Annotated in this window: 23 protein-coding genes and 1 riboswitch; of the genes, 11 read left to right on the top strand and 12 right to left on the bottom strand. The window is 66.8% G+C overall.

Annotated elements, in window-relative coordinates; translation table 11 throughout:
- The first annotated feature begins 246 nt into the window (after positions 1-246).
- On the top strand, positions 247-1,407 hold the full coding sequence (locus tag BLT64_RS09415; RefSeq protein WP_011746547.1) for an acyl-CoA dehydrogenase family protein: 1,161 nt from the start codon (positions 247-249) through the stop codon (positions 1,405-1,407).
- A 54-nt stretch (positions 1,408-1,461) separates the two neighbouring features.
- On the opposite strand, the gene paaH is transcribed toward BLT64_RS09415, so the two are convergent.
- From paaH to BLT64_RS09395, 4 genes are read right to left on the bottom strand one after another with little or no spacing between them, the layout of a single operon-like run.
- Positions 1,462-2,991, bottom strand: coding sequence for a 3-hydroxyacyl-CoA dehydrogenase PaaH (gene paaH / locus BLT64_RS09410; protein ID WP_011746546.1), 1,530 nt, complete (start codon positions 2,989-2,991; stop codon positions 1,462-1,464).
- A gap of 20 nt (positions 2,992-3,011) precedes the next feature.
- Positions 3,012-3,833 carry an SDR family NAD(P)-dependent oxidoreductase gene (locus BLT64_RS09405; RefSeq protein ID WP_011746545.1) on the bottom strand — a complete coding sequence of 274 codons (822 nt, stop codon included), beginning with the start codon at positions 3,831-3,833 and terminating at the stop codon, positions 3,012-3,014.
- Positions 3,817-5,022 carry a CaiB/BaiF CoA transferase family protein gene (locus BLT64_RS09400; protein WP_011746544.1) on the bottom strand — a complete coding sequence of 402 codons (1,206 nt, stop codon included), beginning with the start codon at positions 5,020-5,022 and terminating at the stop codon, positions 3,817-3,819. The genes BLT64_RS09405 and BLT64_RS09400 overlap by 17 nt, the downstream gene beginning before the upstream one ends.
- Positions 5,019-5,843, bottom strand: coding sequence for an HTD2 family dehydratase (locus BLT64_RS09395; protein ID WP_011746543.1), 825 nt, complete (start codon positions 5,841-5,843; stop codon positions 5,019-5,021). The genes BLT64_RS09400 and BLT64_RS09395 overlap by 4 nt, the downstream gene beginning before the upstream one ends.
- A gap of 274 nt (positions 5,844-6,117) precedes the next feature.
- Between BLT64_RS09395 and BLT64_RS09390 the strand changes: the two genes are divergently transcribed.
- The 6 genes from BLT64_RS09390 to BLT64_RS09365 all read left to right on the top strand — a co-directional run bounded on the left by BLT64_RS09390 (position 6,118) and on the right by BLT64_RS09365 (position 11,895).
- Positions 6,118-7,206: a TRAP transporter substrate-binding protein gene (locus BLT64_RS09390; protein ID WP_011746542.1), complete on the top strand. Its 1,089-nt coding sequence runs from the start codon at positions 6,118-6,120 to the stop codon at positions 7,204-7,206.
- A gap of 145 nt (positions 7,207-7,351) precedes the next feature.
- A complete protein-coding gene (locus BLT64_RS09385) occupies positions 7,352-8,122 on the top strand; it encodes an SDR family NAD(P)-dependent oxidoreductase (protein ID WP_011746541.1) in 771 nt (256 codons plus the stop codon).
- Between the two features lie 26 nt (positions 8,123-8,148).
- Positions 8,149-8,562 (top strand): VOC family protein, encoded by a 414-nt coding sequence (locus tag BLT64_RS09380; RefSeq protein WP_011746540.1) that lies wholly within the window; start codon positions 8,149-8,151, stop codon positions 8,560-8,562.
- Between the two features lie 97 nt (positions 8,563-8,659).
- Positions 8,660-9,190: a TRAP transporter small permease subunit gene (locus BLT64_RS09375; protein WP_011746539.1), complete on the top strand. Its 531-nt coding sequence runs from the start codon at positions 8,660-8,662 to the stop codon at positions 9,188-9,190.
- Positions 9,190-11,067, top strand: coding sequence for a TRAP transporter large permease (locus BLT64_RS09370; RefSeq protein WP_011746538.1), 1,878 nt, complete (start codon positions 9,190-9,192; stop codon positions 11,065-11,067). Before BLT64_RS09375 ends, BLT64_RS09370 begins: the two co-directional genes overlap by 1 nt.
- 45 nt (positions 11,068-11,112) lie before the next feature.
- On the top strand, positions 11,113-11,895 hold the full coding sequence (locus BLT64_RS09365) for an IclR family transcriptional regulator (RefSeq protein ID WP_041529694.1): 783 nt from the start codon (positions 11,113-11,115) through the stop codon (positions 11,893-11,895).
- Positions 11,896-11,925: 30 nt separating this feature from the next.
- Here the strand turns inward: BLT64_RS09365 and BLT64_RS09360 are convergent, their stop codons facing one another.
- On the bottom strand, positions 11,926-12,372 hold the full coding sequence (locus BLT64_RS09360) for a MarR family winged helix-turn-helix transcriptional regulator (protein ID WP_049792279.1): 447 nt from the start codon (positions 12,370-12,372) through the stop codon (positions 11,926-11,928).
- 205 nt (positions 12,373-12,577) lie between these two features.
- On the opposite strand from BLT64_RS09360, the gene BLT64_RS09355 reads away from it, so the two are divergent.
- The 4 genes from BLT64_RS09355 to BLT64_RS09340 all read left to right on the top strand — a co-directional run bounded on the left by BLT64_RS09355 (position 12,578) and on the right by BLT64_RS09340 (position 16,810).
- Positions 12,578-13,741, top strand: coding sequence for an amidohydrolase (locus tag BLT64_RS09355; RefSeq protein ID WP_011746535.1), 1,164 nt, complete (start codon positions 12,578-12,580; stop codon positions 13,739-13,741).
- Between the two features lie 32 nt (positions 13,742-13,773).
- Entirely contained in the window at positions 13,774-14,511 is a 738-nt protein-coding gene (locus BLT64_RS09350; protein WP_011746534.1) for a DUF5058 family protein, read from the top strand.
- Positions 14,512-14,537: 26 nt separating this feature from the next.
- Positions 14,538-15,236 carry a hypothetical protein gene (locus BLT64_RS09345; RefSeq protein WP_011746533.1) on the top strand — a complete coding sequence of 233 codons (699 nt, stop codon included), beginning with the start codon at positions 14,538-14,540 and terminating at the stop codon, positions 15,234-15,236.
- Positions 15,237-15,368: 132 nt separating this feature from the next.
- Positions 15,369-15,463, top strand: a riboswitch (glycine riboswitch).
- Positions 15,464-15,508: 45 nt separating this feature from the next.
- Positions 15,509-16,810, top strand: a complete 1,302-nt coding sequence (locus BLT64_RS09340) for a D-amino acid dehydrogenase (RefSeq protein WP_011746532.1) — start codon at positions 15,509-15,511, stop codon at positions 16,808-16,810.
- 56 nt (positions 16,811-16,866) lie between these two features.
- Here the strand turns inward: BLT64_RS09340 and BLT64_RS09335 are convergent, their stop codons facing one another.
- From BLT64_RS09335 to BLT64_RS09305, 7 genes are all read right to left on the bottom strand, one after another.
- The gene (locus BLT64_RS09335) at positions 16,867-17,961 is read right to left on the bottom strand and encodes an MBL fold metallo-hydrolase (RefSeq protein ID WP_139236897.1); all 1,095 of its coding nucleotides are present in this window, start codon (positions 17,959-17,961) and stop codon (positions 16,867-16,869) included.
- A gap of 128 nt (positions 17,962-18,089) precedes the next feature.
- Positions 18,090-19,805, bottom strand: a complete 1,716-nt coding sequence (locus tag BLT64_RS09330) for a GMC family oxidoreductase (protein ID WP_011746530.1) — start codon at positions 19,803-19,805, stop codon at positions 18,090-18,092.
- Positions 19,806-19,867: 62 nt separating this feature from the next.
- Positions 19,868-21,319 (bottom strand): aldehyde dehydrogenase, encoded by a 1,452-nt coding sequence (locus tag BLT64_RS09325; RefSeq protein ID WP_011746529.1) that lies wholly within the window; start codon positions 21,317-21,319, stop codon positions 19,868-19,870.
- Between the two features lie 57 nt (positions 21,320-21,376).
- Positions 21,377-22,078: an ABC transporter ATP-binding protein gene (locus BLT64_RS09320; RefSeq protein WP_011746528.1), complete on the bottom strand. Its 702-nt coding sequence runs from the start codon at positions 22,076-22,078 to the stop codon at positions 21,377-21,379.
- Positions 22,078-22,827: an ABC transporter ATP-binding protein gene (locus BLT64_RS09315; RefSeq protein WP_011746527.1), complete on the bottom strand. Its 750-nt coding sequence runs from the start codon at positions 22,825-22,827 to the stop codon at positions 22,078-22,080. Before BLT64_RS09315 ends, BLT64_RS09320 begins: the two co-directional genes overlap by 1 nt.
- On the bottom strand, positions 22,824-23,825 hold the full coding sequence (locus BLT64_RS09310; protein ID WP_011746526.1) for a branched-chain amino acid ABC transporter permease: 1,002 nt from the start codon (positions 23,823-23,825) through the stop codon (positions 22,824-22,826). The genes BLT64_RS09315 and BLT64_RS09310 overlap by 4 nt, the downstream gene beginning before the upstream one ends.
- A 4-nt stretch (positions 23,826-23,829) precedes the next feature.
- The gene (locus BLT64_RS09305; RefSeq protein ID WP_011746525.1) at positions 23,830-24,750 is read right to left on the bottom strand and encodes a branched-chain amino acid ABC transporter permease; all 921 of its coding nucleotides are present in this window, start codon (positions 24,748-24,750) and stop codon (positions 23,830-23,832) included.
- Between the last annotated feature and the right edge of the window lie 14 nt (positions 24,751-24,764).

Raw genomic sequence — 24,764 nt, 5'->3', positions numbered from 1 at the left:
CATCCCGACCCCCGGCCGGGAGGGGCGGACCGGGGCGCCGGAACGGCGGCGGCACGGCCCGAGTAAAGGCCGCCGGCCCGCGCGCGGCAATTGTCTCTTGTGCGACAGCGGCGGACGGGGCGGATGGCGCAAAAGCCCCGGTTCTGCGACGGGCCGCCGGATGCTAGTCATTTTCCCGGCGGGCGCGGCAGGCCCGCGGCCCCTCGTTTGCGACATTCAGCAGGACCCGGAAGGACACGCATCGCCATGAGCCTCGACCCCGAAACGCTTGCGCAATTCCTCGAGACCCTGGACCGCTTCGTGCGCGAACGCCTGATCCCGAACGAAGAGCGGGTGGCCGATGGCGACGCGATCCCGCCCGAACTGGTGCAGGAGATCCGCGAGATGGGCCTGTTCGGCATGTCGATCCCCGAGGAACATGGCGGCATCGGCCTGACCATGGCCGAAGAGGTGCAGGCCGCGCTGGTCCTGGGCCAGGCCTCACCGGTGTTCCGCTCGCTGGTGGGCACGAATAACGGCATCGGCTCTCAGGGGATCATCATCGACGGCACGCCCGAGCAGAAGGCGCATTACCTGCCACAGCTGGCCTCGGGCGAGATGATCGCCTCTTTCGCGCTGACCGAGCCTGATGCCGGGTCGGACGCGGGCTCGCTGCGCTGTTCGGCGCGGCTGGACGGCGATCACTATGTCCTGAACGGGACCAAGCGGTTCATCACCAACGCGCCCCATGCCGGGCTGTTCACCGTCTTCGCCCGCACCGATCCCGACAGCAAGTCGGCCGCCGGCGTCACCGCCTTCCTGGTCGAGGCCGGCACCCCCGGCCTGCATCTGGGGCCCAGGGACCGCAAGATGGGCCAGAAGGGATCGCATACCTGCGATGTCATCCTGGAAGATTGCCGCGTCCCGGCAAGTGCGATCATCGGCGGCCCCGACAGGCTGGGCCAGGGCTTCAAGACCGCGATGAAGGTGCTGGACCGGGGCCGGCTGCACATCTCGGCGGTCTGCGTGGGCGCGGCGGAACGGCTGATCCGCGACAGCCTGGCCTATGCGATGGAGCGCAGGCAGTTCGGCGAGCCCATCGCCGAAAAGCAGCTGGTGCAGGCGATGCTGGCCGACAGCCGCGCCGAGGCCTATGCCGCCCGCTGCATGATCGAGGAAACCGCCCGGCGCAAGGATGCCGGCCTGAGCGTCTCGACCGAGGCGGCCTGCTGCAAGATGTATGCCAGCGAGATGGTCGGCCGCGTGGCCGACCGCGCGGTGCAGATCCATGGAGGGGCGGGCTACATGGCCGAATATGCGGTCGAACGCTTCTATCGCGACGTGCGGCTGTTCCGCATCTATGAAGGCACGACCCAGATCCAGCAGCTGGTGATCGCCCGCAACATGATCCGCGAGGCCAGCGGCTGAACGCGGCGCGATCCCCGATCGCCTGATGGCGCGGCGCCGAAAGGCGCCCGTTCCTCAGACGACCGGATCGCCCGACAGGCGCGCGCCGGTGGCCACCTGGCGGCGCAGAAGCTGCGAGGCGCGATAGCGGCTGTCTCCGCAAGCGGCATGGATCGCATCCAGCACCGACAGGATACGCGCGGGGCCAACGGTATCGGCCCATGCCAGCGGTCCCTTGGGATAGTTCACGCCAAGCGTCATCGCGCGGTCGATATCGGCCGGCGTCGCCACGCGGGTCAGGACCGCCTCGGACGCCTCGTTGGCCAGCATCGCCAGCATGCGCAGCACCACGAGGCCCGGCGTGTCATCCACGACCGAAACCTGCTTGCCAAGCGCCTGGAACAGCCCCACCGCATCGGCAAGCGCTGCCTCCGGGGTCTGGTCGGCGCGGGCCAGCGCGATCCGCGTCGCGGTGGCGTAATCCAGCGCAAGGTCGAACAACACCAGATCGGCGGACTCGCCGCCCGCGACCCGCGCCGTCGCCATGCGGCCGTCGCCAGGCGCAAGCCGCGCGGCGCCGACGCGGATGCAGCCCTCGCCGGGGGCAAGATCGACCTGCAGGCCTGCCTCGCGCAGCGCGGGAACCAGGGCGGCGGCGGGGCCAAGGTCGCCCTCGACCACGACGCGGGCCGGGGCGGGCGTGGGGGCCACGGTCGCAGGTTCGGGCCGCGCCGCGCCCTCGGCGTAATCGTAAAAGCCGCGGCCCGACTTGCGGCCCAGCCAGCCGGCGGCCACCAGTTCCTGCTGGATCAGCGAGGGGCGATAGCGCGGATCGCCGAAATAGGCGTCGAAGACCGAGCGCGTGACCGCGAAATTCACGTCATGGCCGATCAGGTCCATCAATTCGAACGGACCCATGCGGAAGCCGCCCGCCTCGCGGAGGATGGCGTCGATGGTCTGGGGCGCTGCCGCCCCCTCCTCGACCAGCCGCAGCGCCTCGGCGTAATAGGGGCGCGCCACGCGGTTGACGATGAAGCCGGGGGTCGAGGTGGCCCGCACCGGCGCCTTGCCCCAGTCCAGCGCGGTATCATGCAGCAGGTCCAGCACCGACGGATCCGAGGCGAGGCCGGCGATCACTTCGACCAGCCGCATCAGCGGGGCGGGGTTGAAGAAATGCAGCCCCGCCACCCGTCCGGGGTGACGCAAGCCCGCCGCGATCGCCGTCACCGACAGCGACGAGGTATTGGTGGCCAGGATCGCGGCATCGTCCACGATGCCTTCAAGCCGCGCGAACAGGTCGCGCTTGACCTCCAGCTTTTCCACGATGGCCTCGATCACCAGCCGGGCCGGGGCCAGATCGCCAGGCGCCTTTGCCACCGACAGCCGGGCGGCGATGGCGTCGCGGTCGTCAGCGGTCAACCGGCCCTTGGCAAGCTGGCGGTCCAGCATTTTCACGATGCCCGCGCGCCCGGCCTCTGCCGCCTCGGGGCGGACGTCGAACAGCAGGACCGGATGCCCGGCCGTCGCCGCGACCTGCGCGATTCCCGCCCCCATGGCACCGGCGCCGATGACGGCGACGGTGGCGGATTTCTCAAGTCCAGACATCTGATCCCCCTAGGCGACATTCAGTGGATATGGCTGCCGCCATTCACGTCCAGCGTGGTGCCGGTGACATAGGCCGAAAGATCGGATGCCAGATACAGGCAGGCATTGGCAATATCCTCGGGCCGGCCGGCGCGTTTCAGCGGGATGGCATCGACGATCTGGGCGAATTGCGCCTCGGTCACATTGCCGTCCAGCATCCCGGTTTCGGTCATCGAGGGACAGATCGCGTTCGCCCGGATGCCCTTGGGGCCGAATTCGCGCGCGATGCTGCGCGTCAGGCTGATGACGCCGCCTTTCGAGGCCGCGTAATGCGCGCCGCCCACCAGCCCGCCGCCGCGCTGCGCGGCGACCGAGGCGATGTTGACGATCGTGCCGCTGCCCTGTTCTTCGAAGACGCGCAGCGCGTTCTGGCACAGGTTGAAGGCACCCTTGAGGTTGACGTTCAGGATCAGGTCCAGATCGTCGCCCGAGATCGCCAGCAGCCCGTCGGACTTGACGATGGCGGCGGTGTTCACAAGGCAATCGATCCGGCCGAAGCGCGCCACGGCCTGGTCGATCACGCCCTGGCAATCGGCGGCGCGGCCGATGTCGCAGCGCAGGCCCAAGAGTTCGGGCGCCTCGCCGTTGCGGGTGGCGATGGCCTGGCTGACATCGGCGGCGATGGTGTCGTCCATCATCAGATCGACGACGACCAGCTTGGCGCCGTGCCGGGCGAACAGTTCCGCCGTGGCATAGCCGATGCCGCGCAGCGAGGCGACGCCGACGATCACGCAGACCTTGCCATCGAGGTAACGGGGGCCGCCCTTCAGCGCGGCGGGGACAGTTTCAGCGGTGATGTTCATGGGCGGACCCTTCTGACAAAAGCGTTTCGATTTCAGAGGCGGAAAAGCCCGCATCGGCCAGCACGTCGCGGGTATCCCATCCGCGGGGCGCCGCCGGGCTGCGGGTCGGCACGCTGTCGCCATCCACCCGCAACGAGGCGCGGATGACGGCGGTGCGGCCCTCGGTCGGGTGATCCTCATGTTCGATCAGGCCGACGGCGGCCAGATGCGGGTCCGAGGGCAGCGTCTCCAGCGTGTGGCAGGGCATGGCGGCCAGATCGGCGGCGCGGAACAGCGAAAGCCACTCGGCCGTGGTCCGCTGGGTCAGGGGCGCGCCCCGGACCTCGAACCATTCGGCCACGTTGTCGGCGCGGGCGGCGACGGTCGCAAAGCGCGGATCATCGGCCAGTTCGGCGCGGTCCGTCACCTGCAGGAAGGCGCGCACCTGGGCATCGGTGTTGATCGTCACCGCGACATGGCCATCGGCGGTCTGGACCGGCATGTTGTGCGGGCTGAGCAGGCGGCGATCGCCCGGCGGGCCGACCGGCGGGTCGAAGCTGTGCTGCGCCAGATGTTCCTGAAGGACGAAGGCGGCCATCGTCTCGAACATCGGGATCTCGATCATGCGGCCGCGCCCGGTGGCCTGCCGCTCTATCACGGCGGCAAGGATGGCGCCGGCGGCGATCTCGCCGACCACATGGTCGCAGATCAGCAGCGGCACATAGCGCGGCACCCCGTCGCGGGCAAGCGACAGGCCGGGAATGCCCGCCGCCGCCTGGACCACGCTGTCATAGGCCGGAAAGCCGCCATAGGGTCCGTCGGTGCCAAAGCCGGTCAGCAGGCAATAGATCTTGTCGGGATGGCGCGCCTGGATCCTCGCCGGGTCGATGCCCAGCTTTTCCAGCGCCTTGGGCCGCATATTGGCGACGACGACATCGGCCTGCGCGATCAGGCGGGCGATCACCTGCCGCGCGCCGTCGGATTTCAGGTCAAGGCAGATGTTCCGCTTGCCCCGGTTCAGGTGCAGATAGGCGCCGGAATGCTGGCCGGTGGGCGACTGCCCGCCCAGGCCGCGCATCAGGTCGCCCGCCGGGTTTTCGACCTTGACGACATCGGCGCCGTATTGCCCCAGCCGCCAGGTCGCGGCGGGGCCGACCACAACGCTGGTCAGGTCCAGCACGCGGATGGATTTCAGTGGCTGAAAGCTCATGCCTCGACCTCCAGTTCGGCGGCAAGCACGCCGCTGTCATCGAGAACGCGGATTCGCCAGCCCGAGGGGGCGGGATCGGCGCAAAGCGTCATCGGATGGTTGCAGTAAAGCGGCGACAGATGCCGTGCGCGCAGGGCGGTGGGCGTGACGCCCAGGTCGGTGCGCAGGAACTCGGTCGCCAGCAGCGCGACAAGGCCGCCATTCACGACCAGATCCGGCAGGCCCTCGACAATGCGGGCATGGTCGCGATCCAGATGGATCTTGTGCGAATTGAAGCCGAGCGCCGAATACTGGAACAGCAGGGTCTCGTCCGGCGTCACGCGGCGCCGATGCGCGGCCTCCGCCCCGGCCGGGGCCGCCGGTCGCGGGGCCGAGGGACCGGCGGGCAGCAGGGCATAGGTCTGCGTCTCGATCACCGCCGCTTGTGCCTGCGACAGCGGGCGCAGCGCGTGGCGCAGCCTGACCAGCGCCATGCGGCCCGCGGGGCCCTGTTTTTCGGTGATGTCCTCGATCCGGCTGTCGCGCTCGACCGGCTCGCCGATCGCGATGTCGCCATCCCAGCGCACGCTGCGCCCGGCCAGCAGCAGCCGAGGCAGGCCGAAATCGGGCATCGGCACGCCCAGGCCGGGAAAGCCGTCGCCGCGCAGCTCGGAACGGCGCGTGTCGCCGCCCAGCAGGATGAAATGCCAGCCGCGCGGCAGCGGCTGACCGTCGGCCACCATGCCGGGATCGCAATCGAGCATGGCGGCGACACGCCGCGCCGAGGCCAGCGCGCAGGAATCGATTCGGATCAGCGGGGCCGAATCCCTCTCCATGGTCATGATTCTCTCCTCCCAGAAGTTGAATCCATATATGAATAATTAAAATCATTTGTCAAACGAACATTGCTGAGAAGGGACCGCCCTGGCGCGCGCGCAGCCATAAACACCTGATTTTGCTGTTATGAGACGCGCAATATCGAATGTCGAACCGGCGGGACCAAGCAGGCAATCAGGCGATTCAACCTTAAACATCATATGCGAAGAATTGACATCATATGTGAAATGATGTTGGATGAACCTACCGGCCGAGATCGGCCATCGAGGGAGGAGAGACATGAGAAGGCGGAAATTCCTGGGATCAGTCGGCATTGGCGCGGCGGCGACGACGCTTGCCGCCCCCGCAATCGCGCAGTCGGCGCCCCAAATCACCTGGAGGCTGCAATCGGCCTTCCCGACATCCTTCGCGGCGCTCTATCCGGCCGCGACGACGATGGCGAAATATGTCGAGGAGATGACCGAGGGTCGCTTCCGCATCCAGCCCTTCGCCGCGGGCGAGATCGTCGGCCCGAACCAGATCGCCGATGCCGTGGCGCAGGGCACGGTCGAGATGGGCCATACCGCCTCGCAATATTACCACGGCAAGGACCCGGCTTTCTCGTTGGGCACGCTGCTGCCCTTCGGCTTCAACACCCGGATGATGGACGCCTGGCAGATGCAGGGCGGCGGGCTTGACCTGCTGAACACCTTCTATGCCAAGCACGGCTTCTTCGCCCTGCCGGGCGGCAATGTCACCGCGCAGATGGGCGGCTGGTATCGCAAGGAAATCAATAGCGTGTCCGATCTGGCCGGGCTGAAGATGCGGGTCGGCGGGCTGCCCGGTTCGATCATGGCGAAGATGGGCGTGGTGCCGACCGCCATCCCCGGCGGCGATGTCTATGTCTCGCTTGAGCGCGGCACGATCGACGCCGCCGAATTCACCGGCCCCTTCGACGAGGAACGGATGGGCCTGAACAAGGTCGCGCCCTATTACTATTTCCCGTCCTGGTGGGAAGGCCAGGCGGCCGTCCATTTCTTCATGAACCTGCAGAAATGGGAAGAGCTGCCCGCCCATTACAAGGCCATCCTGCGGGCCGCCGCCGCCGTGGCGGCGGACGAGGTCGTCACCCGCTACGACTATGGCAACCCGGCCGCGCTGGTGCGCCTTATCAGTTCGGGCGCGCAGCTGCGCAACTTCAACGAGGAAATCATCGCGACCGCGCTTGCCGCCTCGAAGGAAGTCTATGCCGAGCTGAACGAGACCAATCCCGAATGGAAGACGCTCTATGACAGCATCGTCGAATACCGGGATTCGGCCTATGCCTACTGGCAGCTGACCGAGCTCAGCTACGACGCGATGATGGCGCGTCTGCGCACCCAGCTCTGACGGAAAAAGGCCGGGGGCCCGTCGGCCCCCGACCGGCACGATCGGCCTGCTGGTCAGGCCGACCCAGTTGCCTCATGGCGCCGGGAAGGGACGCGCTTTGCCGGAAAGGCAAGGCAGCGAACATAAGGGAAAGAGGAGCATACGAATGGCAAATCGTCTGGCGGGCAAGGTCGCGCTTGTATCGGGCGGCGGCGGCGGCATCGGGTCCGAGGCCGGGCGCATCTTCTGCGAGGAAGGCGCCAGCGTGGTGCTGGTGGACCTGAGCGGCGAGGCGGTCGAGGCCGCGGCCGAACGCATCAGGTCGGCCGTGCCCGGCGCGAATGTGCGGCCCTTCGCCGCCGATCTGGGCATCGAGGCGGCCGCCTATGAGGCTGCGGACAAGGCGATCGAGGCATTCGGCGGGATCGACATCGTGGTCAACAATGTCGGCATCCGCCGCTATGACGCGCTGGCGGATGCGACCTGGGACATGTGGGAAGACATCATCCGCGTGAACCTGCTCAGCTATGCCTCGCTGACCCGCGCCGCCCTGCCCAGCATGCGCGAGCGCGGCGAGGGCAGCGTCGTCAATGTGTCGTCCTGCCACGCCGTCCTGGGCCGCAAGGGGATGGGCGCCTATGACGCCTCGAAGGCGGCGGTGCTGGGCTTCACCCGCACACTGGCCTGGGAGGAAGCGCCCCACGGCATCCGGGCCAACGCGATCTGCCCCGGCTATACCCTGACGCCCTTTCACGTCACCCGCGCCGAACAGGCCGGAAAATCGCGCGACGAACTGGCCGCCTTCGAGCCGCCCTGCGTCCTGGGCCGGTGGGCCGAGCCGAAGGAAATGGCCTATCCGCTGCTGTGGCTGGCCTCGGACGAGGCGTCCTATGTGACCGGCGCCACGCTGATGGTCGATGGCGGCATGCCGGTCTGACTGCAAATTTACCAGAGGAGAAAAAGATGAAACTGGAACTGCACCACATCAACGTCTGCACCAAGGACGTGCCGCATCTGAACGAATTCTATCGCAAGATCCTGAACCTCGGCGGCGTCGATGACGACGAACATGTCCAGGACACCACCAAGGGCTATTACAGCGGCGTGGAATTCGTGACCGATGGCAAGATCGAATTCCACCTGGCCACGACCGACCTGGGCGTCAGCTATCGCACCAACCAGCCGGTGAACCCGCTGGAGCGCGGCCATATCGCCTTCCGCACCGACGACATCGAGGCGTTCAAGAAACACCTGACCGACAATGGCGTGCCCTTCGCCGATTATGGTGTCTGGGCCATGGCCGGGTGGTATCAGATCTTCTTCCAGGACCCCGAAGGCACCATCATCGAGGTTCACCAGATCAACTACGGCAAGTAAGCGCCGGCTCGGGGAGGGTCAGCGCGCAGCAACCAGGGGGCAAGCGCCGTGCCGGTTCGGATATCCCGGCCGGCGCGGCACATGCCAGGGAGGTGGTATGACTAACTTTCTGCTTCGATCAAGCCGGGCGATCGATTACCTCAACCGGGGGATCGGCAAGGCCGCCTCTTGGGCGATCGTGATGGCCATTCTGGTCTCGGCGCTCAATGCGTTGTCGCGGCACCTGTTCGGCGTGACCTCGAATGCCTGGCTGGAACTGCAATGGTACCTGTTCGGCGCGGTCTTCATGCTCTGCGCCGCATGGGCGATGCAGGACAACGAGCATGTGCGCATCGACGTGTTCTCCAGCCGGTTTTCCCCGCGCACCCGCGAGATCGTCGAGATGGCGGGCCACCTGCTGTTCCTGTTCCCCTTCGTCGCGCTGATGCTGTGGCTTTCGATGCAATTCTTCCTGAAGACGCTTGCCTCGGGCGAGATGTCGCCGAACCAGGGCGGGCTGCCCCTGTGGCCCGCCAAGGCATTGATCTTCATCGGCTTCCTCCAGCTGACCCTGCAATGGCTTTCCGAGGTCATCAAGACCGGCTTCCGGCTGCGTGACCTGCCCAACACCGAAGGCGAGGTGTCGTGATGTTCGAACTGCTTGCCTCCAACCTCGCCCCGATCATGTTCCTGTCGCTGATCGGGATACTGCTTCTGGGCTATCCGGTCGCCTTCTCGCTGGCCGCGAACGGGCTCTTGTTCTTCTTCGTGGCGGTCGAACTGTCACCCTATGCGCCCGGCACCATCGCGCTAAGCTGGAACCTGCTCGTGGCGCTGCCTGACCGCGTGTTCAGCATCATGTCGAACGAGGTGCTGCTGGCGGTTCCGTTCTTCACCTTCATGGGGATCGTACTGCAACGCTCGGGCATGGCCGAGGATCTGCTGGAAACCTTCGGCCAGTTCTTCGGATCGGTGCGCGGGGGCGTCGCCTATGCGGTGGTGTTCGTCGGCACGCTGCTGGCGGCGACCACCGGCGTCGTGGCCGCATCGGTCATCGCCATGGGCATGATCTCGCTGCCGGTGATGATGCGCTATGGCTATGACCGGCGGGTCGCGTCGGGGACGATCATGGCCTCGGGGACGCTGGCACAGATCCTGCCGCCCTCGACCATCCTGATCGTGCTGGCCGACCAGCTGGGCACCTCGGTCGGCGACATGTACACGGTGGCCTTCCTGCCCTCGCTGATGCTGACGCTCAGCTTCATGCTGTTCATCCTGCTGGTCAGCATCTTCCGTCCGTCCTATGTTCCCGCCCTGCCGCCCGAGGCGCTGCTCTATCGCGAACCGAACGGCACGCGGGGCGTCTGGCAGGTGCTGGCGCTGTTCGTCGTCTCGGGGATCATCGCCTCGCTGACGGTGCGTGCGTCGGGGATGGAGAAGACCATCGACGTGGTGATCTTTACCCTGTGCGGCCTGTCCATCGCGGCGCTGGTCATCGCGCTGATGTCGCGGCTGCTGGGGCGCGCGGCGCTGGTGGCGGGCGGCGTGCTTGCCCTTGGCTTCGCCGCGCTGGCGATGACCCGCGATGCAGGCTCGCTGGCGGCCACGCTGGCCTGGGCGGCCAGCGCCGTCTGCGCCTATGTCGCGCTGCACGGCGCCTCGGCACGCGGCGCGCGCACCCGCCTCATCTCGGCGATCGCCGAGCGGGTCGCCTTCGTCCTGGTCCCGCCCGTGCTGCTGATCTTCCTGGTGCTGGGGACGATCTTCATCGGCCTGGCCACGCCGGTCGAGGCCGGGGCGATGGGCGCGGTGGGATCGGTGGTCCTGGCCCTGGCCAAGCGGCTGGCCGACCGGCGGCCCGACCGGCTGAACCTTGCGATGATGACCCAGGCGACCTATTCCACGGCCAAGCTCTGCGCCTTCATCCTGTTCATCCTGATCGGGGCGCGGGTCTTCGCGCTGACCTTCTTCGGGATCAACGGCCATCTCTGGGTCGAACACCTTCTGACCGGGCTTCCCGGCGGCCAGCGCGGGTTCATGATCTTCACCGTCGTGGTGATCTTCGTCCTGGGATGTTTCCTCGACTTCTTCGAGATCGCCTTCATCGCCATCCCGCTTCTGCTGGTCCCGGCGATCACCCTGGGGGTCGATCCGCTGTGGTTGGGCCTGGTGATCGCGATCACGCTGCAAACCTCGTTCCTGACGCCGCCGCTTGGCTTTTCACTGTTCTTCCTGCGCTCGATCGCGCCCAAGGCCGCCTACAAGGACGAGATCAGCGGCAAGATGATCGACGGCGTGTCCACCCGGCAGATCTATCTGGGCGGCATACCTTTCGTCATCATCCAGTTGCTGCTGGTGATCGTCGTGCTGTTCGCGCCCGAGATCTTCATGGGCGTGGGCGGGCAAGCCCCGGTCATGGACATGGAGGACGCGATGCGCACGCTCGAGGGCTTTACCATCGACATCGACCCGACGGGAGGTATAGCTGTGCCCCAGATCGACCTGACCTTCCCCAGCGGAAACTGAGGAGGTCGCAAGATGTGTCCGGCGCGGAGTGAGGGAAGACGAACCATGGGTGCAGCCAAGTCCACCGCGACCCAGGCGAAGGAGCCGCCGAACTATTCCGCGCCGGCGCTGGAAAAGGGGCTGGATATCCTGGAGCTGCTTCATGAAAGCGAAACGGCGCTGACGCAGAAGGAAATCGCGACCCGCCTCGGCCGCAGCGTCAGCGAGCTTTACCGGATGGTCAGCATCCTGGTGCGGCGGAACTATGTCGCGAATTACGGCGACAAGTTCGGCCCCACGACCAAGCTGTTCAAGCTGTCGCAGGCGCATCCACCGGTGCGGCGCCTGCTGACGGCGGCGATCCCGATCATGGAGGAGCTGTCGAGAGATGTCGATTTCGGCTGCGACCTGCGGGTCTATAATCGCGGGTCGCAGACGGTGCTTGCCGCCGTGGATGCGCCCAGTGGCCTGGGGTTCTCGGTGCGCACGGGATCGGAAATCGCCGTGGCCCCGTCCGCTTCAGGCCGGGTGCTGATCGCCTTCCAGGACAGCGACACCATGGAATTGCGCATCCGCGAGGCGTTCGACGGACGGCCCGAATCCGAACTGAGGGCCTTCCGCAAAGAGGTCCACGAGGTCGCCGTCAAGGGATATGCCGCCCTGCAAAGCCGCCAATACGAAGGGCTCTACGCGGTGTCCTATCCCATCCTCGATGTCAATCACCACGCCGTCGCGGCGCTGACGGTGCCCATGCTTCCCCGGATCGACGGCGTGCGCCAGGTCGCCCGAGAGGATGTCATCACCGCCCTGCGCGATGCCGCCGCGCGGCTGTCAAAGCGGATCGGATAGCGCGCGCCCCGCATCGCCGCCGCGCCCGCCTTACTTCAGCCTTTCTGAGGCATCGGCATATGTTTGCCGGATCTTCCGCTCGAATTCGTCGCTGTCGATCCAGTCGGCCAGCTTTCCCAGCGTGCGCACGAAGGCCGCCGCTTCCGCCGGATCGAGCTTCTGAAACAGGATCTCCAGCCCCAGATCGGACAGCATGTCGGCGCGCCGCCGCGTCTCTTGCCCGATGGGCGTGATATGAAGGCCGAAGCGCCGCGCGTCGTTCGGATCATTGCGCCGTTCGACAAGATCCTGGCGCACCAGCGTCTGGATCAGGCGCGACGCAAGGCTGCGTTCCAGCGCGCCCAGCACCGCGATTTCCGCGAAGGTAATGCCCGGATTGTCGCCGATCAGGCGCAGCACGCGAATTGTGCGGATATCCAGCCCGACGATCTCGACAAATCCGTCCTCGAACGACCGGATCGTGGCATTCGCCAGCATATTCAATTGGTAAACGGCATTCCCCTGCCGAAACGCCTTTGACCAGTTTCTAAGCATTCAGCCTCCGCATTTCACCAATCCACGCCCCGTTTCCGCGTTTCGGCGCGCGCCCACGCATCAGACCGGAAATTATCCTTTGGTGCAATCATCTCATTATGCAACAATTGCATTACGCAATTATTATGAGTGATTCGAGGAGATCCGCATGGGCATGATCGAGGACATCGTGGCGCAGCAGGCCGAGTTCATCGGCTGGCGGCACGCGCTGCATGAAAACCCCGGCATCGGCTTTCAGGAAACGTTCGCGGCCGAACTGGTCGAGGCCAAGCTGCGCGAATTCGGGCTGGACGAGGTGCATCCCGGCATCGGCGGCACCGGCGTGGTCGGCGTGCTGCGCGGCCGGCGGCAATCGAACCGCGCCATCGGCCTGCGCGCCGACATGGACGCGCTGCCGATCCACGAGGAAACCGGCAAGCCCTATGCCTCGAAAGTGCCGGGGGTGATGCATGCCTGCGGCCATGACGGTCATACCGCCACCCTGCTGGCGACCGCCTGGCACCTGTCGCGCGACCGCGATTTCGCGGGCACGGTCCATTTCATCTTCCAGCCCGCCGAGGAAGGTCTGGGCGGCGCGCTGGCGATGATCCGCGACGGGCTGCTGGAGCGGTTTCCCTGCGACCGGATCTATGCCTATCACAATTTCCCCGGCATCGAGCGCGGCCATATCTGCACCCGGCCGGGCCGGATGATGGCGGGCTGTTCCTTCTTCACCATCCGCCTGCAGGGCCGCGGCGGCCATGCCGCCCTGCCCCAGACCACGGTGGATGCCGCGCAGATGGCCTCGAACATCGTGGTGACGGCGCAAAGCATCGTCGCGCGCAACCTGGACCCGAACGAGACCGGGATCATCTCCTTCACCGATGTCTATGCCGGCACCAACAGCCACAACGTCATCCCCGACAAGGCAGAGTTGAAAGGCTGCCTGCGCTATTTCGACAAGGGCGTCGGCGCGCTGATGAAACAGCGCCTGGAAGAGGTCGCCAAGGGCGTTTCCGCCACCTATGGCGGCCATGCCGAGATCGCGTTCGACGACAATTTCGTGCCGCTGGTCAACGACCCCCAGGCGACCGTCATCGCCCTGTCGGTCGCCGCTGAAACGGTCGGCGCGGAAAACGTCCGCGGCAATGTCGCGCCCTTCACCGGCAGCGAGGATTTCGCCTACATGACCGAACAGGTGCCCGGCAGCTATGTGCTGGTGGGCGCGGGACCCGGCGCCATGCCGCACAATCCCGGCTTTGACTTCAACGACGAGATCCTTGCCACCGCCGCCAGCTATTTCTGCCGCCTCGTCCGGGCCGAACTGGCCTGAGGCGGCCGCGCATCCAACAGGGAAACGAAAAAATGGAAAACGTTCTTCAGATCGCCAATGGCCCGGTATTGTGGCTGTTCGCCATCCTCGTCATCAGCGTCGTCGTCGCGCAGGCGCTGATGTATCTGCGCATGACGCTGATTTTCTCGAACCGCTATGAAATCCTGACACCGGAGGAGCGGACGCGGATCTACAAGACCGCCGCGATCAACTCGATCGGGCCGGCGGTAGCGATCTTCTTCGTCGCCGTGTCGCTGGTCGCGATGGTCGGATCGCCGGTGACGCTGATGCGCGTGGGGGTGATCGGCTCGGCGGTGTTCGAATTCGTGGCCGCCGATCAGGGCGCAAGGGCCGTCGGCGCCGAACTGGGGCGCGACAGCTATACGTTGCAGGCGTTTGCGGCCTCGGTCTGGGTGATGACGCTTGGCGGCATGGGCTGGCTGCTTTCGACCTTCTTCCTGACCAAGGGGCTTGACCGGACGCAGGACCGGATGGCTCTCAGCAACCCGGCGCTGATCCGCGCCGTCGGCACCGCCACGCCCATCGCGATCTTCTTCCTGCTGGGCGCCAATGCCGCGGTCAGCAAGTCCTGGCTGAGCAATATCACCATCGCCGCCGACAACCTGGCCGCCGTCGTCACCAGCGCGGGCTGCATGGTGGCGCTGCATGCGGCGGGCAAGCACCGTCCCTGGCTGCGCGAATGGGCCGTGGGCCTCAGCCTGATCGCGGGGATCGCGGTCGGCTTCGGTGTCGGCCGAATCCTGGCCTGATCGCAACCTTATCGGAGAACGATGAAATGACCGACCAAACCATGGAAGGCTTCTACAAAAGCCGCTTCATCCCCCGCGCCCATCGCATCGGCCGCCTGTCGCTGTTGATCGCGATGGTGCTGTGCATGATGCCCGCGCTCTACCTGTCCTTCGTCCTGGATGCCTTTCCCGGCATCGGCCCGATCCTGACCGGCTTTCTGGCGATCGCCGCCTTTGTCGGCATCATCTGGGTGGTCGAGCCGATCTCCTACTTCCCGGTCCTGGGCGTCTGCGGCACTTATATGAGCTTTCTGTCCGGCAATATCGGCAACATGCGGATGCCGGTGGTGATCTCGTGCCAGAGCGCGGTGGAGGCCGAGGCCGGCAGCCGCAAGGCCGAGGTGGCGGCGGTGATCGGCATCGCGGTGTCGGTGCTGGTGAACCTGGTCTTCCTGGTCGCGCTGGTGCTGATCGGCGCCGCGCTGATCGAGGTCCTGCCCCCCGCCGTCGCCGAGGCGATCAAGAGCTATACCCTGCCCGCGCTCTATGGTGCGGTGCTGGTGATGTTCATGAACAGCGCCACCCGCCGCAACGCGCTGACCGGCATCCTGGCGGGGCTGGCGGTGTTCCTGTCGCCCATCCCGTCGCTCTTCGGCTCGGCCGCCGCCGGCATCCTGGCGATCATCGTGGCGGTGGCGCTGAACTGGGGCAAGCGGACCCCCGAGGCTGGCAAGAACCCCGCCTGACCGCCCCCTTCACGAATGGCAGGCCCGGTCTGACGGGCCCGCCGACATCCACACGGTCTGGACAGGAGAGTCGGGTTCCCACCCGCGCCGACGGAGCAACGCCCCGGAATCTCTCAGGCACCAGGACTGCCGGACCGCCACTCTGGAGAGAGATGCGACAGCATCCGCCGAAGGAGAAAGCCGCGAAGCGCGGCGATACTCTCAGGCAAAAGGACAGAGGGGGGATGCGCCGAGCCCGGCGTGTTCTGACTTTTTGGAAACCAGAGAGAACCATGCAGAATATCGCCGTCATCGGCGCCGGGATCACCGGCGTGACCACCGCCTATGAACTGGCCGCACGCGGCTTTGCCGTCACCGTCTATGACCGCAACCGCTATGCCGCGATGGAGACCAGCTTCGCCAATGGCGGGCAGCTGTCGGCCTCGAATGCCGAGGTCTGGAACTATCCGGCCACCATCGCCAAGGGCCTGACCTGGCTCATGAAACCCGACGCGCCCCTGTCGCTGAGCCTGAAGCCGGGTTGGCACAAATACAGCTGGCTGGCGCAATTCCTGGGCAATATTCCCAATTACCGCGCCAATACCACCCGCACCGCCGAACTGGCCGTGGCCGCGCGTCAGCGGATGCGCGACATCGCCGCGCGCGAGGGCATCGCGTTTGACCGCGACGACCGCGGCATCCTGCATTTCTACGCGACCGAGGCGCAGATGGCCCATGCCCGCCGCGTCTCGGAGCTGCTGGCCGCCGGCGGGGTCGAGCGGGTCGAGCTGGACGCCGAGGGCATCCGACGGCTGGAGCCGCGCCTGAAGGGCGATTTCATCGGCGGCTTTCACACGCCGGGCGACGCGACCGGCGACATCCACCTGTTCACCACCGGCCTTGCCCGCGCCTCGGCCCGGCTTGGCGTCACCTACCGGATGGAGACCGAGATCCTGTCCTGCCGCCATGACGGCACCGACACCCATATCCGCTATCGCGACGCCGAGGGCCAGGTTCGCCATGCCATCCATCCCGCGATCGTGGTCTGCGCCGGCATCGGCAGCCGGGCCATCGCGCGCGGCCTTGGCGATCGCGTCAACATCTATCCGGTCAAGGGCTATTCGATCACCGTGAACCTGGAGGACGACATCTCGGTCCAGGCGGCCCCGGAGCTGAGCCTGTTGGACGATGCCGCCAAGATCGTCACCAGCCGCCTTGGCCGCGCGCGCTTCCGGGTCGCCGGCACCGCCGAATTCGCGGGCGAGAACCGCGACATCCGCGCCTGTCGGATCCGCCCGCTGGTCGAATGGGTGAACCGGCATTTCCCCGCCGTCTCGACCCGGCAATGCGTGCCCTGGGCGGGGCTGCGGCCGATGACGCCCTCGATGATGCCCAAGGTCGGGCCGGGCCGCCGCGCCGGGGTGTTCTACAATACCGGCCACGGGCATCTCGGCTGGACCCTGTCCGCCGCCACCGCCGATCTGGTCGCGCAATCGGTCGAAGCGCAGCTGCGCCGCCCCGGCGCCGTGATGCCACTCACGGCAGAGAACATGCCGCCTGCCCGCGCGGCCCTTGTGGGCGCAAGCGACCGATGACATTCAGGCGCGCCGGGACAAACCCGTCCCGGCGCGTGTCCAGCGTCATCCCCACCTCAGGGATTGTTCGCTTCCGACAGGCCCAATCGCAGAAGCGGCCGACCGACAAGGACTTCGCCCTCGAAACCGCTTACGCCGGCCAGCCACTCTTCGTCGGGGACGGTTGCAGGCGCCAGGTGCGACAGGACCAGGCGGCCGACATTCGCCTGGGCGGCAACCTGGCCGACCTCCTCGACGGGGGTGTGCGATTCCAGCAGGTGGTGAAGCTTGGCGATATCGGCAGAGGATCGAGGCTCGGGGAACAGGTTGTTCGCCCAGTCCGTGCTGATGACCTCCAGAACCAGGATGTCGGCATCCCTGGCAATTTCGACAAGGTTCGGGTTCATGTTCGTGTCACCGGAAAACACGATCACGCCGTCCGGCGTTTCAAATCGCAGGGCATAGGACGGATACATCGGCGCGTGATCCACCAAGATGGCGGAAACCGATATGTTCTCGTCCCGATAGATCTCGAAAGGTGCCATCTCGGGGGCGACACTGACATCGGGTCCGGGGGTCCCTTCTGGAAGCGCGATCTCGCGGACTTCGATATAGGTATCGGGATGCGGCATGCCGCTGTCGCGGATGTTGTCGTTCAGATCCGACGCATATGCCGCAAAGATCTGCTCCACCGTGGACTTTATGCCGGGGGTCGGGTTTTCCGGGCTGACAAGCCGTTCTTCCCGTTCCAGGTTGGAGGCCAGCGGCGGCAGGTCGCCGCGCGAGGCCGGGCCGACGATCACCACCGGATCCGTTCGCTTGCGCAGGCCCTCGGTGGATCCGAACAGCAGCAGGCGCGGCAGGTCGATGATGTGGTCGGAATGAAGATGCGTCACGAAGCCGGCCTTCAGCCCTTCAAGGCCGCTGAACCCCGTATGCGCCCGCTCGTTGCCAAGCCCGGCTTCATAATAGCGCTCTTGCCAGCCTCTTCCGAAATCCACGATATATCTGTCCTCGCCGACGACGACCGCGGCCGAGAAGCCCCCGGTAGGGTCGCCGCCGTAAGAGGTTCTGCCGGCCCCCCCGCCAAGGATGACCAGTTCGGTCTCGCTGGTCGGGTCCGAGGTTTCGCTGCCCTGTTCGGCCCCGACGGCCGAGGCCATCAAGATCACCGAGGCCGCCGTCGAAGCGCACAGGCCCCGAAGGGTCCACCTTTTCCGCATTTGTTCCTCTCCTCCTGGAATCATGTGCCGTTTCAGTGCCGATCATCTTGCCCGCGCCCAGTGACCGGCCCCGCGCCTCAGGCCAGCATGTCGGCCATGCGGACCCCGATCAGGGCGCAGACCGGCATCGTCGGCACCGTCACGATGCGCGGCATGATCGTGCTGTCGGCGATGCGCAGGTGGCGGATGCCGTTCACGCGCAGCTGCGCATCGACGACCGCGCCCTCGTCCCGGCCCATCCGGCAGGCGCCGGCCGCGTGGAAATAGGTCGTCGCGCCGTTGCGGATGAAATTCGCAAGCTCGTCGCCCTGCAGGTCGCGGCCCGGCGCGACCTCGCGCAGCATGTGGTCCTTCAGCGCGGGGGCATGGGCGATCTCTCGCGCCAGCCGGATCGCGCGGGCCAGGTATTCCACGTCCTCGGGATGGCTGAGAAACTGCATGTCGATCACCGGCCGCGCGGCCGGATCGGCGGATGCCAGTCGCACGGTGCCCCGGCTTTGGGGCGCGACCAGCCCGCCGCACAGCGCCCATGCCCCGGCCGGCGGGGCGTATTCCTGGCCGATCACCTCGCTGGCATAGGGCAGCTCGATCTGGACGATGCTGACATCGGGATGGTCCAGCGCGCTGTCGGTCTTGAGATAGCCCGAGATATTGGCCGCGCTGTTGCGATGCTCGACGGGTTCGGGGGCCTCGAAGATGCAGCCGCCATGCAGGATGTGGTCCTGCACGTTCCGGCCGACCTCGGGGGCGTGCATCCGGGTGTCGATGCCGTGATCGGCCAGGTGCGCCTCGTCGCCGATACCGCTCAACATCAGCAGCTTGGGCGTGTTGAAGCCGCCCGCCGACAGGATGATCTCGCGATCGGCATGGAAAGTCTGGACTTGGCCGTCGCGGAGACATTCGACGCCCACGGCGGTGTCGCCCTCGATCAGCACATGGTTGACGGAAGTGTTCACCAGCAAGGTGACATTGCCGCGCCCCAGGACGGGATAGAGGAAGGCGCGGGCCAGCGAATGCCGCCGGCCGTCCTTGATGATCTGGTTCATCAGCCCGAAGCCGTTGCCGGTCAGCTCGCGTTCGGCATTCAGGTCATCGACCACCGGCAGGCCGATCTCTGCCACCGCCGCCAGCGTCGCATCCACCAGCGGCAGCACGTCCTGCGCGGGCTGGACCCAGACCGGGCCGTCGGTGCCGCGGAATTCGGGGTTGAGCGCGCCGCGCCAGTTCTCCATCCGCTTGTAGATCTCGCGGCTGGCCTGATAGTTCCAGGCTTCGTCGCCGCTGGCCTCGGCCCAGTGGTCCATGTCGGCCCTGGTCGGGCGCGCCCAGATCGTCGCATTGATGCTGGAGCCGCCGCCCACGACCCGGCCGGTATGTTCCGGGATGGCGCGGCCATTGACGCCCGGCCCCGGCAGCGCGACATCGCCCCAGTCGCGTTCGGTGCCCAGATTGGCGAACCACGCGCGCGGGTCGTCGATCGTGGGCGCCGTGTCCCAGTCCCCCGCCTCGATCAGCAGGATGTTGCCGTCGGTCCGGTCCGCCAGCGTCCCCACCAGCGCGCAACCCGCGCTGCCCGAGCCGACGACGATATAGTCGAACCGCTGCGGCAGATCCGCCAGCCGTTCCGCCTGGATCTGGCGGATCGCCTCCAGCTCGTCGGCCAGCGCGCCGACCGCGCCCGCCGCGACAAGGCCCGTCGCCAGCACCGAGCAGATGAAGGTCCGCCGCGAGATGCGCCCGGCGATGAACGCGCGTTCCAGGCGCTCGATGGCGCCGCCTTTGTCGTTTCTCATGTCACCCCTCCCTGGTTACTGTCCCGCCGGCCTCCCCGCCGGCGGGATCGCGGTCATTGCCGTCAGAACGGATAGCCCTGGCCGCTCTGCTCGATGGTCAGCCATTTCAGTTCGGTGAACTCGTCGATGACCGCGCGGCCGTCGAAGCGGCCGAAGCCGCTGGCCTTGGTACCGCCATAGGGGGCCTGCGCCTCGTTCTGGACGGTGGCGCCGTTGATATGGACCGACCCGGTCTCCAGCCGCGCCGCAACCTCCAGCGCACGGGTGACATCCTGCCCGAAGACGCCGGCCGACAGCCCGAATTCGGTGTCATTGGCGATGCGGATCGCGTCCTCGGTGCCCTTGGCGCGGATGATCGAGACGATGGGGCCGAAGGTTTCCTCGGCATAGATCCGCATCTCGGGGGTCACGCCGTCCAGCACGGTGGCGGGCATCATCGCGCCCTCGCCATGCCCGCCCGCGACGATCCGCGCGCCCTTGGCCACCGCGTCGTCCAGCAGCCCCTTCAGCCGGTCCGCCGCCTTCATGCTGATGACCGGCCCCAAGACGCAGGCCGCTTGCGTCGTCGGATCGCCAAGCGGCAGTTCCCTGGCGCGGGCCGCGAATTTCGCAACGTAATCGTCGGCGATCTTCTCATCGACGATGATCCGCTCGGTCGTCATGCAGATCTGGCCCTGATAGAGGAAGGCGCCGAAGATGCCCGCCGTCACCGCGTCATCGACCCGCGCATCGTCCAGCACCACCAGCGGGGACTTGTCGCCCAGTTCCAGGATGCAGCGTTTCAGGTGCTTGCCTGCCTTTTCGCCGATGATCCGCCCCACCGCGGTCGAGCCGGTGAAGTTCACCCGCCGCACCGCCGGATGCGCGATCAGCGCCTCGATCGCCTCGGGGGCGGTGGACAGGTCATGGGTGATGAAGTTCAGCGTGCCCGCCGGGAAACCCGCCGCATAGACGGCCTGGGCGATCAGCTCATGCGTGCGCGGGCTGGTTTCCGAGGCGCGGAACACCACCGTGTTGCCGCAGACCAGCGGATAGGCGATGGCGCGCGCGGCCAGCACGACCGGACCGTTCCAGGGCACGATGCTCAGCACCACGCCGCAGGGCTGGCGCAGGGTCATCGACAGGGTGCCGGGCTTGTCGGTGGGGATCGTCTCGCCCTGGATCTGGGTGGCCAGCCCGGCCGCCTCGCGGAACAGGTTGGCGGCCAGCATGACGTTGAACTGCGACCACAGCGCGTTCGCGCCGACCTCGGCCTGCATGGCGGCGACGAAATCGCCCATGCGCGCCTCGATCTCGTCGGCGGCCTTCAGCAGCAGCGCGCGGCGCTGGCCCGGCCCGCTGCGCGACCATTCGACAAAGGCGCGGCTGGCGGCATCGACGGCGGCAAGGCTGTCGCGGATCCCCGCCGCGGCGCCGCGGGTCACGGTCTGGCCGGTATGCGGCGCCACCCGTTCGAAGGTCGCGCCATCGGTCGCCGAAACGGGTTCGTTGTCGATATGCAGAAGCGTTTCCATGTTGTTCCTCCCTTGGGTTGAATTTCGTCCCCGGCGGCAAGCCGGGCCGTCACGAAGCTAGACGGTCAGATAGCCCTTGATCCTGTCATCCTCGGCGCGCACGCGGTCGGGGTCGCCCGACCAGACGGTGCGGCCCTTTTCGACCACATAGAAGCGATCGGCCACGTCCAGCAGGCGCTTGACATGCTTGTCGATCACCACGATCGACTGGCCGAGCCCGCGCAGCCGGGCGATGCAGTCCCAGATCTGGTCGCGGATCACCGGGGCCAGCCCCTCGGTCGCCTCGTCCAGGATCAGCAGGCTGGGATTGGTCATCAGCGCCCGGCCGATGGCCAGCATCTGCTGTTCGCCCCCCGATAGCAGGTTGCCATGGGATCCGATTCGCTCGTGCAGGCCGGGGAACAGCTCGTAGATGCGCTCCACGGTCCAGGGATCGGGCTGGCCGCGCCGGTTGGCGGCGGCGACGCGCAGGTTTTCATGCACGGTCAGGTTCGGAAAGATCTGCCGGCCCTCGGGGACCAGCCCCAATCCGCGCTTGGCCACCCGCGCCGCCGACATGCCGTTCAGCTGCCGCCCCTCGAATTCCACGGCGCCGTCCCATGCGGGCAACAGGCCCATCAGCGCGCGCACCGTGGTGGTCTTGCCCATGCCGTTGCGGCCCATCAGGCACACGACCTCGCCCGCGCCGACCTCGAAAGAGATGTCGAACAGGATCTGGCTGCGGTCATAGCCGCTGGTCAGGTTCTGCACCTTCAGCATCAGGCATCCTCCCCCAGATAGGCGTCGCGCACCCGTTCATCGTCGCGGATCTGGGCGGGCGTGCCGACCGCCACCACCTCGCCGCGCACCAGCACGGTCAGCCGGTCGGCCAGCTCGAACACCGCCTCCATGTCGTGCTCGACCAGCAGCACCGTGGTCTTGCCCTTCAGCTGCGCCAGGAACCGGGTCATCGCCCGGCTTTCCTCGGAACCCAGGCCCGCCATCGGCTCGTCCAGCAGGATCAGCGTCGGATCGCCCACCATCGCGATGGCCAGCTCCAGCATCCGCTGTTCGCCATGGCTGAGATCGGAGACGCGCCGGCCAAGCTGCGTCGCCGGCATCCCGATCCGGGCCAGCGCGCCGGCCGCATCGGCCTGAAGCCCCGCATTGCGGTCCACCCGCCGCCAGAACCGCCCGGCATGGCCCTGCCGCGCCAAGAGCGCCAGGATCACGTTCTCGGCCACCGTCAGGTCGCGCACCAGCGTGGTGATCTGAAACGACCGCGCCATCCCCAGCCCCGCGCGTTCATGCGTGGGCCGATGGGTCACGTCCCGCCCCTCGATCAGCACCTGGCCCGACGAGGGCCGCAGCTCTCCGAAAAGCTGGCTGATCAGCGTCGTCTTGCCCGCGCCGTTCGGGCCGATGACGGCGTGCAGCTCGCCCCTGGGCAGGGTCATCGACACGTCGCGCGTCGCGTGCAGGCCGCCGAAATACTTGTTCAGGCGATTGACTTGCAGTGCCGGGGTCATCGCGGCCTCCGCTGGTTCAGAAGGCCGACGAGGCCGTTGCGGGCGAAAAGGATGATGGCGATCAGGAACAGGCCGAACCAGAAATGCCAATAGACCGTCAGCCCGCCCATCCACTCCTCGATCAGCAGAAAGACCAGCGCCCCCGCGATCGGCCCCGAGACGCTGGCAATGCCGCCGACGATCACGATGAAGATCAGCTCGCCCGAGCTGATCCAGCTCATGGCCGAAGGGGTGACGAAGCCGGTGAAATTCGCGTCCAAGAACCCGGCCAGCCCGCACAGCGTCCCCGCCGCGACATAGGCCGCAAGCCGATAGCGATAGGCGTTGAAGCCGACCGCGCTGACCCGCCGCTCATTGCCCTTGGCGGCTTTCAGCAACAGCCCGAAATCCGACCGGCGCACCCGCGCGAAGCCCAGCATCGCCGCGCCCAGGACGGCCAGCACGACATAGTAAAGCACATCCTTGTCGCCCAGGTCCAAGGGACCGAAGGTGGTGGAATAGTTGATCGTCAGCCCGTCATCGCCGCCGAACTGGCGCAGGCCCATCATGGTGAAATAGACCATCTGCGCGAAGGCCAGGGTTATCATGATGAAATGCACCCCGCGCGTGCGCAGCGCGATCATGCCGGTCAGCCAGGCGAAGGCCGCGCTGAACAGCAGGGCGGCGCCAAGCTGGGCCGGGCCGTTGTCGATGCCCAGATCGGCCAGGATGCCGACGCTGTAGCCGCCGATCCCCAGGAACACCGCATGGCCCAGGCTGACCAGCCCGCCAAGCCCGATGATGAAGTTCAGGCTGACCGCCGCGATGCCCAGGATCATCGCGCGCAGGATCACGTCCGTCCAGAAATCATGTCCGATCGCGGCCAGCGCGAAGGGCGCGACGGCCAGCGCGGCAAGGATGACGAAGGCGGCCACCAGGTCGCAGTCGGTTGCAGGACGGGGCCTTGCCGGGGCGGAGGTCAGTTTTGCGCCGTCTTCGGCGGGTATGCTGCGTGTCATCGGATCACCTGTTCGCTGGCGGGAAAAGCCCGGACGGGCGGAAGACCAGAACCAGCGTCATGGTCAGATAGATCAGGATCGAGGCCAGCGCCGGCCCCGCAGACGAGGCGACCGAGGGCGAGAAGACCGCCCCCAGGATCGAGGGCAGATAGGCCCGCCCCAGCGTGTCGATCAGCCCCACCCCGATCGCCGCGACGAAGGCCCCGAAGATCGAGCCGATGCCGCCGATGATGATGACCACCAGCGCCAGGATGACGATCTGGTTGCCCATCCCGATCGAGGCCCCGGTGATCGGCGCCACCATGATCCCGCCGATGCCGGCCAGCACCGCGCCGATGGCGAAGACCAGCGCAAAGATCATCCGCGTCTCGATGCCCAGGGCGCGGGCCATCTCCTCGTTCGAGGCCGAGGCGCGCACCATCATGCCGACCCGCGTGCGCGCGATCACCTGCCACAGCGCCAACGCCACCACCGCCGCCACCGCGACGATGAACAGCCGATAGGCCGGCAGGGTGATGCCGCCCAGGGCGACCTGGCCGCCCAGCCATGCCGGCAAAGGCACCGAAAGGCCCTGCGGCCCCCACAGGTATTTCACCGCCGTGTCGGCGCACAGCACCAGCCCGAAGGTTACAAGCACCTGGTCCAGGTGATCGCGCTTGTAGAAATGCCGCACGATCAGCCATTCGGTGGCAAGCCCCAGCACCAGAACCGCCGGCAGCGCCACCACGAAGCCCAGGATGAACGACCCCGAGGCGATGGCGACGGTGGCGCAGATATAGGCGCCAAGCATGTAGAACACGCCATGGGCCAGGTTGATGAAATCCATGATGCCGAATACCAGCGACAGACCTGCCGCCAGCAGGAACAGAATCAGCCCAAGCTGGATGCCGTTCAGCAACTGGTTGACGAACAATACCGTGTCCACCGTCTCCTCCCCGA

Source organism: Paracoccus denitrificans, assembly GCF_900100045.1.
GTDB lineage: Bacteria > Pseudomonadota > Alphaproteobacteria > Rhodobacterales > Rhodobacteraceae > Paracoccus > Paracoccus denitrificans.
Note: the sequence above shows the minus strand (reverse complement) of the source record. Positions and strands in the feature narration are given on the sequence as shown.